Annotated in this window: 15 protein-coding genes and 1 pseudogene; 8 read left to right on the top strand and 8 right to left on the bottom strand. The window is 34.6% G+C overall.

Features of this window, described 5'->3' with window-relative positions; genetic code table 11:
* Nucleotides 1-5 precede the first annotated feature (5 nt).
* From BMW39_RS12780 to BMW39_RS12740, 8 genes and pseudogenes are all read right to left on the bottom strand, one after another.
* A complete protein-coding gene (locus BMW39_RS12780) occupies nt 6-890 on the bottom strand; it encodes a DUF3347 domain-containing protein (RefSeq protein ID WP_034741366.1) in 885 nt (294 codons plus the stop codon).
* Nucleotides 891-1,116: 226 nt separating this feature from the next.
* Entirely contained in the window at nt 1,117-1,299 is a 183-nt protein-coding gene (locus tag BMW39_RS12775; protein WP_028122604.1) for a hypothetical protein, read from the bottom strand.
* Nucleotides 1,300-1,824: 525 nt separating this feature from the next.
* A complete protein-coding gene (locus tag BMW39_RS12765) occupies nt 1,825-4,365 on the bottom strand; it encodes a heavy metal translocating P-type ATPase (RefSeq protein ID WP_034975958.1) in 2,541 nt (846 codons plus the stop codon).
* Nucleotides 4,366-4,448: 83 nt separating this feature from the next.
* Nucleotides 4,449-5,012, bottom strand: coding sequence for a helix-turn-helix domain-containing protein (locus BMW39_RS12760; protein ID WP_034975956.1), 564 nt, complete (start codon nt 5,010-5,012; stop codon nt 4,449-4,451).
* Between the two features lie 215 nt (nt 5,013-5,227).
* Nucleotides 5,228-6,270: pseudogene (gene arsB / locus BMW39_RS12755) on the bottom strand (ACR3 family arsenite efflux transporter).
* Between the two features lie 3 nt (nt 6,271-6,273).
* The gene (locus tag BMW39_RS12750) at nt 6,274-6,888 is read right to left on the bottom strand and encodes an arsenate-mycothiol transferase ArsC (RefSeq protein ID WP_028122607.1); all 615 of its coding nucleotides are present in this window, start codon (nt 6,886-6,888) and stop codon (nt 6,274-6,276) included.
* A 19-nt stretch (nt 6,889-6,907) separates the two neighbouring features.
* A complete protein-coding gene (locus BMW39_RS12745) occupies nt 6,908-7,372 on the bottom strand; it encodes a DUF6428 family protein (RefSeq protein WP_028122608.1) in 465 nt (154 codons plus the stop codon).
* A 59-nt stretch (nt 7,373-7,431) separates the two neighbouring features.
* Nucleotides 7,432-7,761: an ArsR/SmtB family transcription factor gene (locus BMW39_RS12740; protein WP_028122609.1), complete on the bottom strand. Its 330-nt coding sequence runs from the start codon at nt 7,759-7,761 to the stop codon at nt 7,432-7,434.
* 1,081 nt (nt 7,762-8,842) lie between these two features.
* On the opposite strand from BMW39_RS12740, the gene BMW39_RS12730 reads away from it, so the two are divergent.
* The 8 genes from BMW39_RS12730 (at nt 8,843) to BMW39_RS12695 (ending at nt 14,866) form a co-directional block, all read left to right on the top strand.
* Nucleotides 8,843-9,637 (top strand): hypothetical protein, encoded by a 795-nt coding sequence (locus BMW39_RS12730; protein WP_034975954.1) that lies wholly within the window; start codon nt 8,843-8,845, stop codon nt 9,635-9,637.
* A gap of 83 nt (nt 9,638-9,720) precedes the next feature.
* Nucleotides 9,721-10,812 carry a hypothetical protein gene (locus tag BMW39_RS12725; protein ID WP_034975952.1) on the top strand — a complete coding sequence of 364 codons (1,092 nt, stop codon included), beginning with the start codon at nt 9,721-9,723 and terminating at the stop codon, nt 10,810-10,812.
* 9 nt (nt 10,813-10,821) lie between these two features.
* Entirely contained in the window at nt 10,822-11,145 is a 324-nt protein-coding gene (locus tag BMW39_RS12720) for a bacteriophage spanin2 family protein (RefSeq protein ID WP_034975949.1), read from the top strand.
* Between the two features lie 37 nt (nt 11,146-11,182).
* A complete protein-coding gene (locus BMW39_RS12715; protein WP_034975947.1) occupies nt 11,183-11,545 on the top strand; it encodes a hypothetical protein in 363 nt (120 codons plus the stop codon).
* A complete protein-coding gene (locus tag BMW39_RS12710; protein WP_034975946.1) occupies nt 11,542-13,038 on the top strand; it encodes a relaxase/mobilization nuclease domain-containing protein in 1,497 nt (498 codons plus the stop codon). Before BMW39_RS12715 ends, BMW39_RS12710 begins: the two co-directional genes overlap by 4 nt.
* 48 nt (nt 13,039-13,086) lie before the next feature.
* Nucleotides 13,087-13,782, top strand: coding sequence for a ParA family protein (locus tag BMW39_RS12705; RefSeq protein WP_051879936.1), 696 nt, complete (start codon nt 13,087-13,089; stop codon nt 13,780-13,782).
* A gap of 34 nt (nt 13,783-13,816) precedes the next feature.
* Nucleotides 13,817-14,410: a hypothetical protein gene (locus BMW39_RS12700; protein WP_123902439.1), complete on the top strand. Its 594-nt coding sequence runs from the start codon at nt 13,817-13,819 to the stop codon at nt 14,408-14,410.
* 135 nt (nt 14,411-14,545) lie between these two features.
* A complete protein-coding gene (locus tag BMW39_RS12695) occupies nt 14,546-14,866 on the top strand; it encodes a DUF4134 domain-containing protein (protein WP_371462110.1) in 321 nt (106 codons plus the stop codon).

Raw genomic sequence — 14,866 nt, 5'->3', positions numbered from 1 at the left:
GCGTTTTATTTGTTATTAATAGTTTCCTGTACGCTACCGCAAGTAAGCATTTTGGAGCCGTAATACGGGTTTTTAATTGCTTCTTCTTTGCTTAGCCAATTTGCTCCTTTACCATTATTGTACATTGGGCAATGTTGATAATAAACAGGTGTTTCTTGTTTTGAAACTTTGGCTAATTCGTACATATTATTAGCCAGTAAAGCGAAAATTTCTCTTTGTTTGGTAACATCTTTTGCTATAGCAATTTTTTCTGCATTAGCAGTTAAATCTTTCATTACTTTCATCCAAACGGTATGTTCTTCGTTGGAAAGTTTTGTCATTTCTACTGCTTTAATGGCTTTTACCAATTCGGTAGCTTTTGCGGAAGAAGTACCTGCATCAGTTTTTACCAACGCATCTTTCACTGAAAAATAGTTATTGAAAACGGCTTTTAATTGCGGTACATTTTGTGTTTCAGTGGTATTTTTTTGAGCCATATCGCTTTGGTTATGGTTGGCGTGTTCATTTTTCATATCCATACCTGCATCTCTGGTTTTTGCAACTGGTTTTAGTTCCCTTTTATACTGGCAACAGTCGGATAATTTTGCATATACATCATCTGGAGCCAAAAATTTCTCACTGTCATAACCTGCTAAGGCAATGCGTTTCAATATTTCGTCCTGATTTGTTTTTTTACCATCATAGTTGAGTGTAGCAATCTTGGTATCTTTATTCCAATCTACCGTGGCTACATTTTTTAAATTTCCTGCTTTTTCGATGGTTGTTTTACACATTTCGCAGTTGCCATATATTTTTACAGTTTCTGTTTTTGCATTTTTGATTTGTGCAAAACTGTTTACGGCTGATAGTAATACGATGATTACCATCAATATTTTTGATATTGATTTCATTTTTATTTTTTTTAATTTAATAAGATATACGAAGAGTTTGCGAAAACTGGATTCAGCTTTCGACAAGGCACACGTATGGCTAACAAGCCATCGTTTTAGCTTATTTTAGGTGGTTGCCAAATGGAAGAGTAGCCTGAAGAATAGTAGGCTTCTTTGAAACCGAATTTTTGCTTTTTAATTTCAGCAAAAGGGTTAGCTGTTTTTAAATCTATTGGTATTGGTAAGCTTACAGAAGATGAAGAAGTGCTACATCCACATGAACTGTGCTTACAATTGCCGTCGCAGTCGTGACCATTTTTGCATTTTTTACAGGACTTGTCCTTGCAACTGCTTTTATGTTCTGCTTTTGCAGATTGATCTTTTGAGCAGGACTTTTGCTCTGTCTTAGTTGTTTTTTTTGCACAAGCATAGCTTATGCTTGGCATTAGGAAAAAGCCCAAACATAGTAAGATGACAAAGCTGATATGTTTACTCAAATTTTTCAACACTACAAAATTATGAAATTATTTCTTTTAATTGCTATATTTTGCACTTTCGTGAACTGCAAACACAGAATTATAGATAAAATATCTAAATCACTAGTCTGCATAGTCCTTTTTATGCTTATTAAAATAAATATACAGTTAATTACCTAAAGTGTTTGTTATAAGTTAAATAACTAAACAGGTTATTAGGATAAGGAAATTATCTTTGTTTAATGGTTCTATCTTAAAACCTGCTTTCTGTACAGTTTCAATTACCTGTTCTTGTGTAATTCCTTCTGATTTTACGGTAAGCACCTTGTCTTTAGTTGTATCTACTTCCCAATGGCATATTATACCATGGTATTATCCAAATGAGGTTTTACAGATGCTACACATCCACCACAGTTAATATTTGTTTTGAATCGTAAGTCTTGATTATTCTTTTCCATTTTGTTTATTGAATAATTCATTTAAAGTTTAAAACTGCGTAATCGCAATGCATTTACGATTACCGATACAGAACTTAAAGACATTGCTAAAGCTGCAATCATTGGAGATAATAAAATTCCGAAAAACGGATATAAAATACCTGCTGCAATTGGAACACCAAGCACATTGTAGAAAAAGGCAAAGAATAAATTTTGCTTGATGTTTTTCATAACAGCATGGCTCAAATTTTTTGCTTTAACGATACCTAATAAATCGCCTTTTACTAAAGTTATTTTGGCACTTTCTATGGCTACATCAGTTCCAGTTCCCATAGCTATTCCGATATTGGCTTGTGCTAATGCCGGAGCATCATTTATACCATCACCAGCCATAGCTACAATTTTCCCTTCTGCTTGTAAACGTTTAATTTCGTTGAGTTTATCTTCGGGTAAGCATCCTGCTTTATAGGAAGATAAACCTAATTCATCCGCTACTGCTTTGGCTGTATTAACATTGTCGCCAGTAAGCATAATTACTTCTACACCTTGGAGCATTAGTTCTTTTATCGCTGCTGCACTCGAAGTTTTTATCGCATCGGTAATTGAAACAAAACCAACTGTAACATCATCAACAGCAATGTAAGAAACCGTTTTACCAAGTTTTTGTTCTGCAATAATTTTGGTTTCTAAATCGTCAGAAATAGTTGCCTTAACCTGTTCCATTAGTTTTTTATTGCCTAATGCTACTTTTCTATTGGTAACCGTTCCTGTAACTCCTTTTCCTGTAACATTTTCAAAATCTTTGACTCCAATTAATGAAATAGATTTTGTTTTGGCATAATTGACTACTGCTTGTGCCAATGGATGTTCACTGTATTGGTTTAAGGAAGCTATATTTTGCAATAAATCATCCTCGTTATTAGTTGATGCGTAAATTTTTTCTACAGAAGGTTTTCCCTCAGTTAGCGTTCCTGTTTTATCTGTTATTAAAACATCCACCTTATTCATATTTTCTAAGGCTTCGGCATTTTTAATTAATACTCCAGATTGTGCTCCTTTGCCCACACCCACCATCACAGACATCGGCGTGGCTAAACCTAAAGCACAAGGACAAGCTATGATTAAAACTGCAATGGCATTTATAAATCCATAAACCTTCGCTGGTTCTGGACCAAATAGTGCCCAAACAAAAAAGGTAATTACTGAAATGATTACTACAATGGGTACAAAATATTTAGAAATACTATCGGCTAATTTTTGAATGGGTGCTCTTGAACGAGAAGCATCGTTAACCATTTGTACAATTTGAGAAAGTAATGTTTCAGAACCTACTTTTTCGGCCATCATTACAAATGATTTGTTCCCGTTGATTGTTCCCGAAATTACATTATCGTCTTTCTTTTTGTCAACGGGAATTGGTTCTCCTGTAATCATTGCTTCATCAATACTGCTTTCACCATCGGTTATTTTTCCGTCAACTGGAATTTTATCTCCTGGTTTTACGCGTAATAAATCACCTTTCTTAATATCATGAATGGAAATCACTTTATCGCCCCCTTCACCAATCAAAGTAGCTTCGGTTGGTGCTAATTGTAATAACGCTTTTATAGCTCCACTGGTTTGGCTATGTGCTCTTGCTTCTAACAATTGTCCCAACAAGACCAGTGTAATGATTACTGTTGCTGCTTCAAAATAAAGATGAATGGTTCCGTGTTCGGTTTTAAATTCTTCCGGAAAGATATTCGGAATCAGCATTCCTACAATACTAAACAAAAATGCAACTCCAGTTCCTATTCCGATAAGGGTAAACATATTTAGATTCCAAGTGATTATGGATTTCCAAGCTCGTACAAAAAACATCCAACCAGCATAGAAAACAACAGGAATTGAAAACAGAAATTGCACCCAGTTCCACATGTTGCTGTCCATTATTTGAAATAACGGATTGTTATGTAACATTTCCATCATGGCAATAATAAAAATTGGCACCGTAAAGAGGGTTGCAATTTTCATTTTTTTAAGCAAATCCAGATAGGTTTTTTTTTCTTCGGAATCGCTTGGTTCCATGGGTACTAAATCCATTCCGCATATAGGACATGAACCCGGACTATCTTGAATAACTTCGGGATGCATTGGGCAGGTGTACATCGTTTTCTTTACATTCAATTCTGCTTCTTTTACCAAATGCATTCCACAAACAGGGCAATCGCCAGCTTTATCATAAGTTTTATCGCCTTCACAATGCATTGGGCAATAGTATTTGCCTTTTATATTGCTAGTCACTTCGATTGTTTTTTTATCATCGTGAGAATGAGCAGAGCAGCAGGATTTTGCCACTGGTTCATTTGTCGTGGTATGTTGTGGGCTTTTGTTATTGCTCATTTCTATGGTATATTTTCCAACAGCGGTTAATGCTTTTTGCAATTGTGTAGTTGGAATGTGTTTATCCATTGTCAGGGTAGCTGAGTTTTCATCTTTTGAAACTTCAACATTTGTCACATTTTCAACCTTTAATAAAGCCGATTTCACCTTTGCTTCGCAACCTCCACAGGTCATACCTGTTACTTGATATTTGTGTACCATTTTGTATGAGTTTTATGATACAAAGTTCCGTATTGTTTCCATTTTTTCGTTGTGGAATTTTGGGAATGATTTGTAAGATTTACTTAGACCTTATCCAAAGGTTTTCTTTTATCCTCTCGTATTCGCTTGAAATAACTTGGGGTAAGTCCTGTTACCTTTTTGAATTGGTTGCTTAAATAGGCTACACTTGAGTAATTTAAACGGAAAGCAATTTCACTCAAAGATAGTTCATCATATACCAATAATTCTTTTACCTTCTCTATTTTTTGGGCAATAAAATACTTTTCAATAGTAGAACCTTCTACTTCTGAAAACAGGTTGGATAAGTAATTATAATCGTGGTGCAATTGACTGCTTAATACATCTGAAAGGTTAGTTTTGGTATTGTTGTCCTGATGATGAACCAAGTCAATAATGACGTTCTTTATCTTTTCGATAACCCTGCTTTTTTTATCATCAATGAGTTCAAATCCTAATAGAATTAAGGCTTTATCCAATTTATTTTTTTCATCGGTTGTTGGCTCTTTATCTAATGTTACTTCGCCGAGCTTTATATTTTTTACGTCTAAGCCAAGCTTGTCCAATTCATTCTGCACTACCATAATGCAACGGTTGCAAACCATATTTTTTATAAAGAGTGTTGTCATATATTTTGTGCTTTATTTGAAATTAGCTTAAAATAGGATCTATAAAATTACAATTAATATTTTCTTGTAATTGTAGAACAGTTGTCAATTGATGTATTTATCCACTGCGTTGTCCAATTCTTCATTTTTAATATTGCTTAAATTTGTATCTGCCAAATGGAAAACTGGTCAAGTAGTTTGCTGATTTTCTTTATATCATTTCTTTATTCAAAGCATCAATGAGCATTTTGGTCATAATATTTCTTCTTTAGCCACAAACTTGCACGTACCAATAATATCAGTACAGGAACTTCCACCAATGGGCCGATAACGCCCACAAATGCCTGTGGCGAATGAATACCGAAAACCGATATCGCTACGGCTATTGCCAATTCAAAATTGTTTCCTGTGGCTGTAAATGCGATGGATGCGTTTTTATCGTAAGGAACTTTAAGAGATTTATTGATAAAGAAGCTCACGAAAAACATAAGTATAAAATAGATGATTAACGGTATTGCTACTTTTACTACATCCATTGGCAACTCTACTATTTTATCGCCTTTCAGACTGAACATCAATACTATAGTAAACAGTAAAGCATACAATGTAATGGGCGATATTTTGGGTACAAATTTCCGGTTATACCATTCTATACCTTTTGATTTTACAAGGATGTATCGGCTTAAAAACCTGCCAAGAAAGGAATACCTAAATATATCAATACGCTTTCGGTAACATCTTTCATTGATACGCTTACATTGAAATTGGCTAATACTAATTTTGCAGGTAATACGTTGATGAATAACCATACTAAAAAACTGTAAGTAAATATCTGGAAGATACTGTTTAATGCAACTAACATAGCTGTATATTCTCTGTTTGCTTTAGCTAAATCACTCCAAACGATTACCATTGCGATACATCTTGCCAAACCTATCAGTATCAAACCTGTCATATAATCGGGTTCATTCCTTAAAAATAAAACGGCTAACCCGAACATTAGCACTGTACCGATAACCCAATTCAGCAATAAGGATATACCAATTACTTTTTTATCCTTAAACGCCATAGGCAATAATGAATAATCAACCTTTGCTAATGGCGGATACATCATCAATATTAAACCTATTGCCAACGGAATATTTGTAGTGCCTACGGATAGCGCATTTGTAATTTTTGAAATACCGGGAAAAATATATCCCAATCCTATACCTACTGCCATTGCAAGGAATATCCATAAGGTAAGGTATCTGTCTAAGAATTTTAGTTTTGGTTGCATCGGCTACATTTTAATCATTGAAAAAACATAGAACATTTCCGTTGCTATCTGTAAACTTCTATCAGCATAGACCTTTGATTGTTCCGGTGTATTGTCTGAAATTTTAGGGTCTTCAAATGTGATAGGTATTCTCTTTTCTGCTCCTGCAATAAAAGGGCATCCGCCGTCTGCCTGTGAACAGGTCATAATAGCTGCAAACGCTGATACAGGATTGAAAGGGCTATCATATTTTTTGGAGAAACCAACAATCGGCAAAGAATTATCACTATACTTTATGGCATATACAGGATTGTCGGTATCTGCTATTTTGAAAATACTTAATCCCTGATGTGTCAATGTTTCTGCCACTTTCGGGAATAATGCCGTTTCTTCTGTACCACCCGAATAACAATGTACCTTTGGGATAACATAGTGTGCTGCTGCTACCTGTGCCCAAACCTGCGATAAATGGCTTCTTCGGGAATTGTGGGTACAAATGAAGTTGATACTTATTTCCTGACTATTGTTTACTTTTTGCTGTACAAAATCTATCAGTGGTCGTAATATATTTTTGCGTTCTTCACTGATGTTTTGAAAAGTAGTAACATTGTTTATTGTTTCAACTAAATTCTTATACATTTTGATTGATTTAAAGGGTTTAACAACATCCTGAATTAGGTGTGCAGGAAGCATTATTCAACGCTGATAATTTTATTTTTTGCTTTTCGACAGGAATACCGCAAGCATCCTGAGCAAGACAAGCTGTTGTTTTACTTTTCAGTACGAATGTTTTTCCGTTGAAATCCAAATCATATTTCCCGATAGTATCAATTTGATATTCTACTTCAATTTCGGCATCTTCCATACCTAATTTTTCTTCGGATAGTTTGATGATATTTAATAGTTTGGTTGGCTTCAATCTATGTTCGTAATCGTCAGCATTCCATAATTGGAAATTGACAACTTTTTCATTGCGGATTACACCACCACAATCAATAAAAATTTTATTGATTTGCCCAACTTCGGTAACGTGGAAATGTTCGGGAACAAACGTTCCGTTCTCTAATTGAAATTCAACATGCTCTAATGTTGGTAAGATTTCTTTGATTTTTGATAGTTTCATAATTTCATTATTTAATTGTTATATTGCATTATTACGATTGATTTGGTTAAAATAAATGCTTAGCAACATTTATCAATACCTATATCGTCAACAAAGAAAGTATTGAGTTCCTTCTTAATCTGCTGCCAGACATTTTCATCAATGCAGTAGCATACACTGGTTCCCTCTATATTTCCTTTGATAATACCAATGTTTTTTAGTTCTTTCAAATGCTGCGAAATGGTAGCTTGTGCCAATCCCAATTCCTCTACCAAGTCATTACAAATACAGGCATTTTGTTTAATGATATATTGCAGGATAGCTATGCGTGCAGGATGAGCCAATGCCTTTAGCGAAGTTGCTAAACGGTTCTGCTGTTCCGTGTATATTTCAGTTTTTGTAACTCCCATTTTTATCAAAAATTATACATCGCAATATTACGATTAATATTTTAACTACCAAAATTGTTTAAAAAAATATTTAGTGAAGTTTACCCCTGTTGCACCAAATGTTGCAAATTCGGATCATTTTTTTTATCCGCTCTTTTTCATTTTCAATAATATTTACAATGTTTATTTTTATCTGGCGGTAATTCAGTAAAGATATCCTGTTGTTGATTTCCGGGCAATGATGGCGGTTGCTTTTAGGGTTGGTTTTGTTGGATGTCCTTTCAAAGCCACTTCGCTTTTTTGCAAAACGCAATTCCAAAGTCTAAAGTCCTACGTTTTTCCGAACAAAAAAGCTTTGAGGGGATGTCAGGTTCTCTTCCCTTTTTTAATTTGACGGAATGTATTGTGAACTCTGCTGTAGCTTTCCCTGCAAACTGTATAAAAAGGATTATACTAGTCATCAACCTGCATAAAATAAATACAGCTTTAAATTCATACCTGTGTAAATAAGATACAGATCATCATCATAAAATAGAATCATGCCGATCATCAAACCTGCGTAATACACATACAGCTGGAGTTCATACCTGCGTAAATCATATACAGGTCACCTGCTTAAGATAAGTACAGGTCAAAATCCTTACGATTTGATCTACAATACGATAGATAAATTATCACTTTGAAAGGATTTATTATTTACTTTCGTATGCTCAGACTTCACTTCCACACATTTCCAATAAAAACAATAAAAGAATCAAAACTGCTGATTATCAATACTATTAATCGTTTTTCAGAACTCCGAAAAATAAGCGGCTTTTTTTGAGCAAGATGTGTCTTTGTATATACAAACTTTTCAAGTTTTATATCCAAAGACGATCTTGCCTTTTTTTCAAAAAGGGGAAAAAAACTGCGGAACTTGTTTTTTTGTTTTTAATTAAATTTTGGTACAAGAATCCAAATTAATCCAAATCATTCTTTTTTAATCCTGGGAAGTTTCCAAACTAATCCAGATTATTCTTATTTAGCCCAAACCCATTGAATACTATTGTTTTAGAAGGTTTTAACGCCCAATTTTGTCACAAAATTTTTAATCAAAATACTAATGAAAAAATTGAGTCATCTTCTACTGGCATTAATAGTAGTATCAATCCAAGGTCAGGTCGGCATCAATACCGAAACTCCAGAGGCGACTTTAGAAGTGGTAGGAAAACCAAATGATGTCAATCATTATGACGGAATTATTCCTCCACGAATTACAGGAAATCAACTCGCTGCAAAGACATATTCATCTACAAAAAAAGGAACTGTCGTCTTTGTAACATCTCCGGCTAACAATTTATCAGGACAAGTCATTCAAATAACTGAACCCGGATTATATTATTTTGATGGCAATTTGTGGCAAACATTTTCAAAAGAAAAGCAACCCACTGAATATAGAATTCTATTGACGTTTGACCATACCAGTACTGCGGCTCTTAGTGCAACTTCTACATGGTCCGCTCCGGTTAATTATAATGGAAATACAAATAATTATTTAACCGCTTCTAAATACTATACCATTGGGACCAAAAATTATGGAGGCTTAAAAGGATCCGTATCATTCAGAAAAGTTAATGGTATCGTCAATGTAAAATTTCAAATATTCAGGTCGACTGATTCAGAACCAATTACTTCCGACGCACTTATAAATATTCCGGATATCTTTAGTGACATAGGGTATATTCCTAACCAGATTGTTTTTTTACATCCTGAGAATTCAACAATGCTTATTCCTGCCTTGCTTGAAAATTTCACCATAAAAATTCCTCAAGCTTCTTTAGGCGCAATATCAACATCATATTATACTTATGGAGAAGTTCAGGGCTACTCAAATTGGATCAGACCCTATCTACACTAGGACGCTAAAATTATAGCAATTAATACAAATTATACACAGTTAATACGATTCTTAAGACCAAATGAATTTTAATAAAAAATAAAATGAAAACATTAATTTATTTTTTTCTGCCTTTCATAGCAACAACAATACAGGGACAGATTGGCATCAACACCCAGACGCCCGAGGCTACTTTAGAAGTTGTAGGGAAACCAAATGACACCAATCATTATGACGGGATTATTCCTCCAAGGATTACAGGTAACCAACTCGCAGCAAAAACATATTCATCTGCAAAAAAAGGAGCTGTCGTGTTTGTAACATCTCCAGCTACTAATTTATCCGGTCAGGTTATTCATATCACAAAGTCCGGGTTGTATTATTTTGACGGTGATCTATGGAAGTCATTTATAAAAGAAGACCCACTAAATACAGTTGCACTCAAGGGCAACACTTCTACGGTTGAACTTATTGTCAAGAACAGTCTGCATCTTAATTTTGATGAGAAAGAAAATTACATACTGGGAAATTCCAGAAGTCCAATCACCGGTGACTACAATTCTATTTTTGCAACCGACTCTAATATAACCTCTGGAAAAGGAAATTCCGCTAGTGCTTATGCAATGTCTCAAGGAGAAGTTACAGGCAAACTTAATTATGCTGCAGGAGTTTCTGCTTTGAATGGCATCGCAAACGGCGTAATCTCCGGTAGTAGAAATATTGGAATTGGTCCGGGAGCTATGTCCTACATTACTTCAGGAAATGATAACATCTCTATTGGCTATCTGTCAGGAACAGGAAACCGAACAGGGTCTAACAATATTTTCATCGGCATTGGCGCTGGTAGCCCGGCCACAGGAAACAGAAGCGTAAGTAATAAACTAGCTATACATTCAACCCGCGTTACAACAAGTTCAACCAGCTTTTGGGATAGTATCACGAACAATTATACGGATTACAAATTTGCTTTGATTTCGGGGGATTTTTCTGAAAGATGGTTAAATATCAATGGCAAGCTCAGCGTTACACCTTCCCAAATGCCCAATGCAGACGGAGATTCATCCTATACGAAAAAAGTAGTTGCCAAAACAGATGGTTCATTTGGTTTTGCAACAGAGATAGTTCCAACTCCGCCTGCTACCGGAACATATATTCTAAAAAGCGTAAACGGTTTGACAAGTTGGGTAACACCTTAATCATAAACTATGAAAAACTTTTTCAAATTTTTATGCCTGATGATCACTCTTTCACTAACATCTTGTAGGTCTATTGTTTCGAATCCTGGCAAACCATTAAAAGATAATTCTTTAGCATTAAATCACAAATATGACGTTCAGGATTTCACTGCAAAAATCCACAAAATAAAAATCACATCAGTTGATGGCAACAATATTTATGGTATTTCCAAAAAAGGAGAGACGATTTCAATAGATAAAAAACAAATCAGGGAAGTGAAAAAAGTAAAAGTCGTTAGTTCTATCGTTGTAGGCATTATGGCAATTGCGGCGGTCATCTTTGTTCCAATATAGAAAACAACATTTTTAAAATCAAATTTGAATTTGAAAGATGAATATTGATGAGCAAAAAGATGAAGTTATTTTTTTCAGAATTAAGAGTGAAAAGAAGAAAGATTGGAAAAAAATCTGTTCCAATAAACAAATTTCCCTGACTAGTCTAATCATCAATTCCGTAGAGAATAGAATGATGGATGACGAGAGACGAAAAGTATTGGCGTTCATTGAAAAACAGGATAACATCTTCGGAAAAATTGAAAATAATATCAATCAGGTAGCAAAAATAGCAAATGGTCAAAAATTTATCAGCGAAAATAAACTCAGAAATTTTTCGGATAAGTTATCAGAGATCATAATTCTGAAAAAAGAACAGAACGAAATCTTTACAAAAATCTATGCAAAGCTATCAAGATGATTGTTAAGATCATGGATCCGGCAGGTCCGAGTTTTCCAGGAGTTCATTATAACGATAAGAAAATTGATAAAGGCATTGGAGAATTAATGCTGATGAAAAATTTTCCTTCATTCATTAACGAATCAAGCAGCAAGCAAGAAGTAAGAAACTATTTAAGAGCTATTTCAATCGGGAATAAAAAAGTGTTGAAGCCTCAATTTCACGCGATGATCTCTACAAAATTTCAAGGGCATTCGAAAGAAGAGCTTACTAAGATAACGGAGAATTTTATGGATGAAATGAAATATGGCGAACAGCCTTTCATTGTGGTTTTTCATAAGGATACAGATAATAATCACGTACACATTGTTTCAACCCGGGTTGATAAACAGACAGGGAAAAAGATCAATGACAGTTATGAAAGGCTTAAAGCCCAAAAAGCATTAAGCGTTACAATGGAAAAATTATATGGTCAGAAACCGGAAGAAGAACTGGAAAAGCTGCTGAACTACAAAATAAGTTCGCTTGATCAGTTGGAAACTCTACTCAGCAGAAATGGTTACAAGATAGGCAAAAACACAAGTGATGAAAATTCTTTTAACATTTTAAAAAACGGAGTAAACCAAAAATCTATTAGAGGGGATCAGATTGTTTTTGATAACAGCAAAAATGAAAAAAGGGCTAAGCAGATGAAAGCCATATTAAGCAAATACAAAGAATTGTATTCCAATAAGGTTTTTAAAGTGGTGGATAATAGAAAAAATGAAGCAGTGCTTCCAAAAGAGAAGACTACTGACGGAGGAAATGATTCAAAAATGAAGATTGCCTTTGAAAGCGAGCTCCAAAAAAAGCTGAAAGATGTTTTCGGGATCGATATGGTTTTTCATCATAAAGAAGATAAAAATCCTTTCGGCTACACCGTGATCGACCATAAAACAGGAGAAGTATACAAAGGAAGTGATATTATGAAAATGAATGAAGTATTTGAATTTACTTCTGACAAGGTGGATAAGAAGACTTTTGAAATACTGAAGGATTATAATATTCGCAGCCAGGAAACAAAAAAGATCCTGCTTGAATTTTTTAAGAAGAATAATCCGGAAGCAGAAATCAAGGACTTTATGCTTTTTGAAAACCGAGGGAAGAAAGATTTGGAAACCTACCGAAAAGTCCAGTTTGAAGTAAAGGACTTTATTAGAAATAACAAAAACACAAATGATGAAAAAAAAGATATTTCTATAACAAAAGGCGAAGATGGAAAGCTGTATGCTGTTCATACCAGATTTCATTACGTGGGTGAACTTCAACCATTAATCGGAGAAAAGGAATATCAAAAATTTCTGAATCCCATAAGCGTCAATGAAGTGCAGACAGAAAACCGGACTGAAAATAATGAAAAAACAGAATTAAACAAAGCCGTCAACGAAATGCTTTTTGAGTTGATGAAAAGTTCGGGAACTGCAAAAGACCCTGCCGAAAATGAACTCAAAAAAAGACGAAAAAAGAGACGATAAAGTTGATGGAAAAATCATCTTCAGTCCAATAAAAATCAACTAAAACCTATGATCATCACATTTGCTACCCAAAAAGGAGGAACCGGAAAAACGACATTAGCCATCGCTTTTGCCAATTACATTACCGCTATTTCAGAAAGGAAAATCAATGTTTTCGATTTTGATTATCAGAAATCATTTTACTACAAATGGAAAGATGATGAGCTATTGGACATTCCAAAATTGTACGATGTAGAAATTATTGGCGAGGAAGAAGATCAGCCTTTTTCAGACTTTGAAACTCTCATTAATTTAAAAGAAAGCGATGAGATTAACCTCTTTGATTTGGCCGGAACGCTCGATGCAAAATACAGTGATTTGCTCATATACAGTGATTTTATCGTAACACCTTTTGAGTATTCCGATGTTTCTGTAAAATCGACTTTGGTCTTTATCAATATGCTGGGACTATTGGAAAGTGAGGCTGAAAGAGTATTTATCCGTTCCAAATATGATAAAGGCTACAAGTATCTGAATCAGGAAGCAATGGACATTGAGCTCGCAAAATATGGAATGCTGCTGCCAAGTCCGGTATTCAAAAGAAACTGCCTACAAACTATTAATACCAGAAGCCTGATAAGCAAACAAAAATATGCAGTAGAACATACATTCGATGAACTTATAAAATACATCAATGAAACCTCAAAAATCAAAATACAAGTGATTAAAAAGAAGGAAAAAATAAAAGATTCAATACCAACATAAAACAACGATCGACTGACAACTAAATCAATAAAAAATGATAAAAATCTCACTTACCATTCTGGCTGTTTATCTGATGTATTATGCAGGTAATATCTTATACGATCTGTTTCTGAAAAAAGAAAGAGAAACCTATAAAGAAGAGACGGAGGAATTTTCTTTGTCCGAAATTTCCGAACAGTACGAAGATCTTACTGCAACTATAGGGATTGAAGATGTAGAAAATCTCAACACTCCCAAGTCCTTTAATAAAAATGTAATCCATTCTGATATCACTGAAGGAAATGAAGAACGACAAGATCTGGAGTATTTAAGAAAACAATTTGAATCTGAACAAGATCTGGATGAATTCGATAATCCATCAAAAAAGGATTTTACCGAAATTGAAAACCAATCACATCCTGAAAATGCTGAATCAAGCGAAGAGTATTTTGAACAAAAGGAAAAAATATCAACCGAAAAGGAAAATCAGAAACCTAATGAAGTGATTAGCGAAAACCCGATCACGGTTAGTGCAGACCAGAAAACTTCCAGAATTAAAGATTGGAAGGCGATGCTGAATCTTTCTGAAACCCTGGTTCAATTGGTTGCAAATCACGATGGATATAAGGTTTATCAATCCATTATGTAGTTAGTCAACTTAAACAAAATCTAACGTACTGATTATTAGACTTAACAGCGGATTTCCATCCGTTGTCCGGGACTTCTATGCCCAAAATTTAACACTCAATTGATTATTAACCCTTTATAAATTTTTTGAATTATGATGAAAAATTTTTTCACAAAAAACGTGACAACAAAGAAAGTTCTAACCCTAGCCTTGGCAATTATGGCGATAACTCCAGCATTTGCACAAGGTGGTGCAACCGCTATTTCAAATGCCGCAAGTGATATCACTGATTATTGGGATCCGGTCAAGCTGATTTTGAAAGCAGTAGGAGGATTGGTCGGTTTTATCGGAGGTCTCCGAGTGTATAATAAATGGACGAATGGTGACCAGGACGTCAACAAAGAGATCCTTGGTTATGGGGGAGCAATGATCTTCTTGATTGTAGTTCCGGAATTCGTAACAGCATTCTTTGCCTAA

This window comes from Epilithonimonas lactis, from assembly GCF_900110605.1.
GTDB classification, from domain to species: Bacteria; Bacteroidota; Bacteroidia; order Flavobacteriales; family Weeksellaceae; genus Epilithonimonas; species Epilithonimonas lactis.
The sequence above is the reverse complement of the archived record's forward strand: the minus strand, read 5'-3'. Positions and strand labels throughout refer to the sequence as shown.

Coding starts and splice junctions, on each gene's coding strand:
- BMW39_RS12730 (WP_034975954.1), top strand. CDS start 8,843: ATGAAAAAATTGAGTCATCTTCTACTGGCATTAATAGTAGTATCAATC.
- BMW39_RS12760 (WP_034975956.1), bottom strand. CDS start 5,012: ATGACAACACTCTTTATAAAAAATATGGTTTGCAACCGTTGCATTATG.
- BMW39_RS12710 (WP_034975946.1), top strand. CDS start 11,542: ATGATTGTTAAGATCATGGATCCGGCAGGTCCGAGTTTTCCAGGAGTT.
- BMW39_RS12725 (WP_034975952.1), top strand. CDS start 9,721: ATGAAAACATTAATTTATTTTTTTCTGCCTTTCATAGCAACAACAATA.
- BMW39_RS12775 (WP_028122604.1), bottom strand. CDS start 1,299: ATGCTTGTGCAAAAAAAACAACTAAGACAGAGCAAAAGTCCTGCTCAA.
- BMW39_RS12700 (WP_123902439.1), top strand. CDS start 13,817: ATGATAAAAATCTCACTTACCATTCTGGCTGTTTATCTGATGTATTAT.
- BMW39_RS12740 (WP_028122609.1), bottom strand. CDS start 7,761: ATGGGAGTTACAAAAACTGAAATATACACGGAACAGCAGAACCGTTTA.
- BMW39_RS12750 (WP_028122607.1), bottom strand. CDS start 6,888: ATGTATAAGAATTTAGTTGAAACAATAAACAATGTTACTACTTTTCAA.
- BMW39_RS12745 (WP_028122608.1), bottom strand. CDS start 7,372: ATGAAACTATCAAAAATCAAAGAAATCTTACCAACATTAGAGCATGTT.
- BMW39_RS12695 (WP_371462110.1), top strand. CDS start 14,546: ATGAAAAATTTTTTCACAAAAAACGTGACAACAAAGAAAGTTCTAACC.
- BMW39_RS12720 (WP_034975949.1), top strand. CDS start 10,822: ATGAAAAACTTTTTCAAATTTTTATGCCTGATGATCACTCTTTCACTA.
- BMW39_RS12765 (WP_034975958.1), bottom strand. CDS start 4,365: ATGGTACACAAATATCAAGTAACAGGTATGACCTGTGGAGGTTGCGAA.
- BMW39_RS12715 (WP_034975947.1), top strand. CDS start 11,183: ATGAATATTGATGAGCAAAAAGATGAAGTTATTTTTTTCAGAATTAAG.
- BMW39_RS12705 (WP_051879936.1), top strand. CDS start 13,087: ATGATCATCACATTTGCTACCCAAAAAGGAGGAACCGGAAAAACGACA.
- BMW39_RS12780 (WP_034741366.1), bottom strand. CDS start 890: ATGAAATCAATATCAAAAATATTGATGGTAATCATCGTATTACTATCA.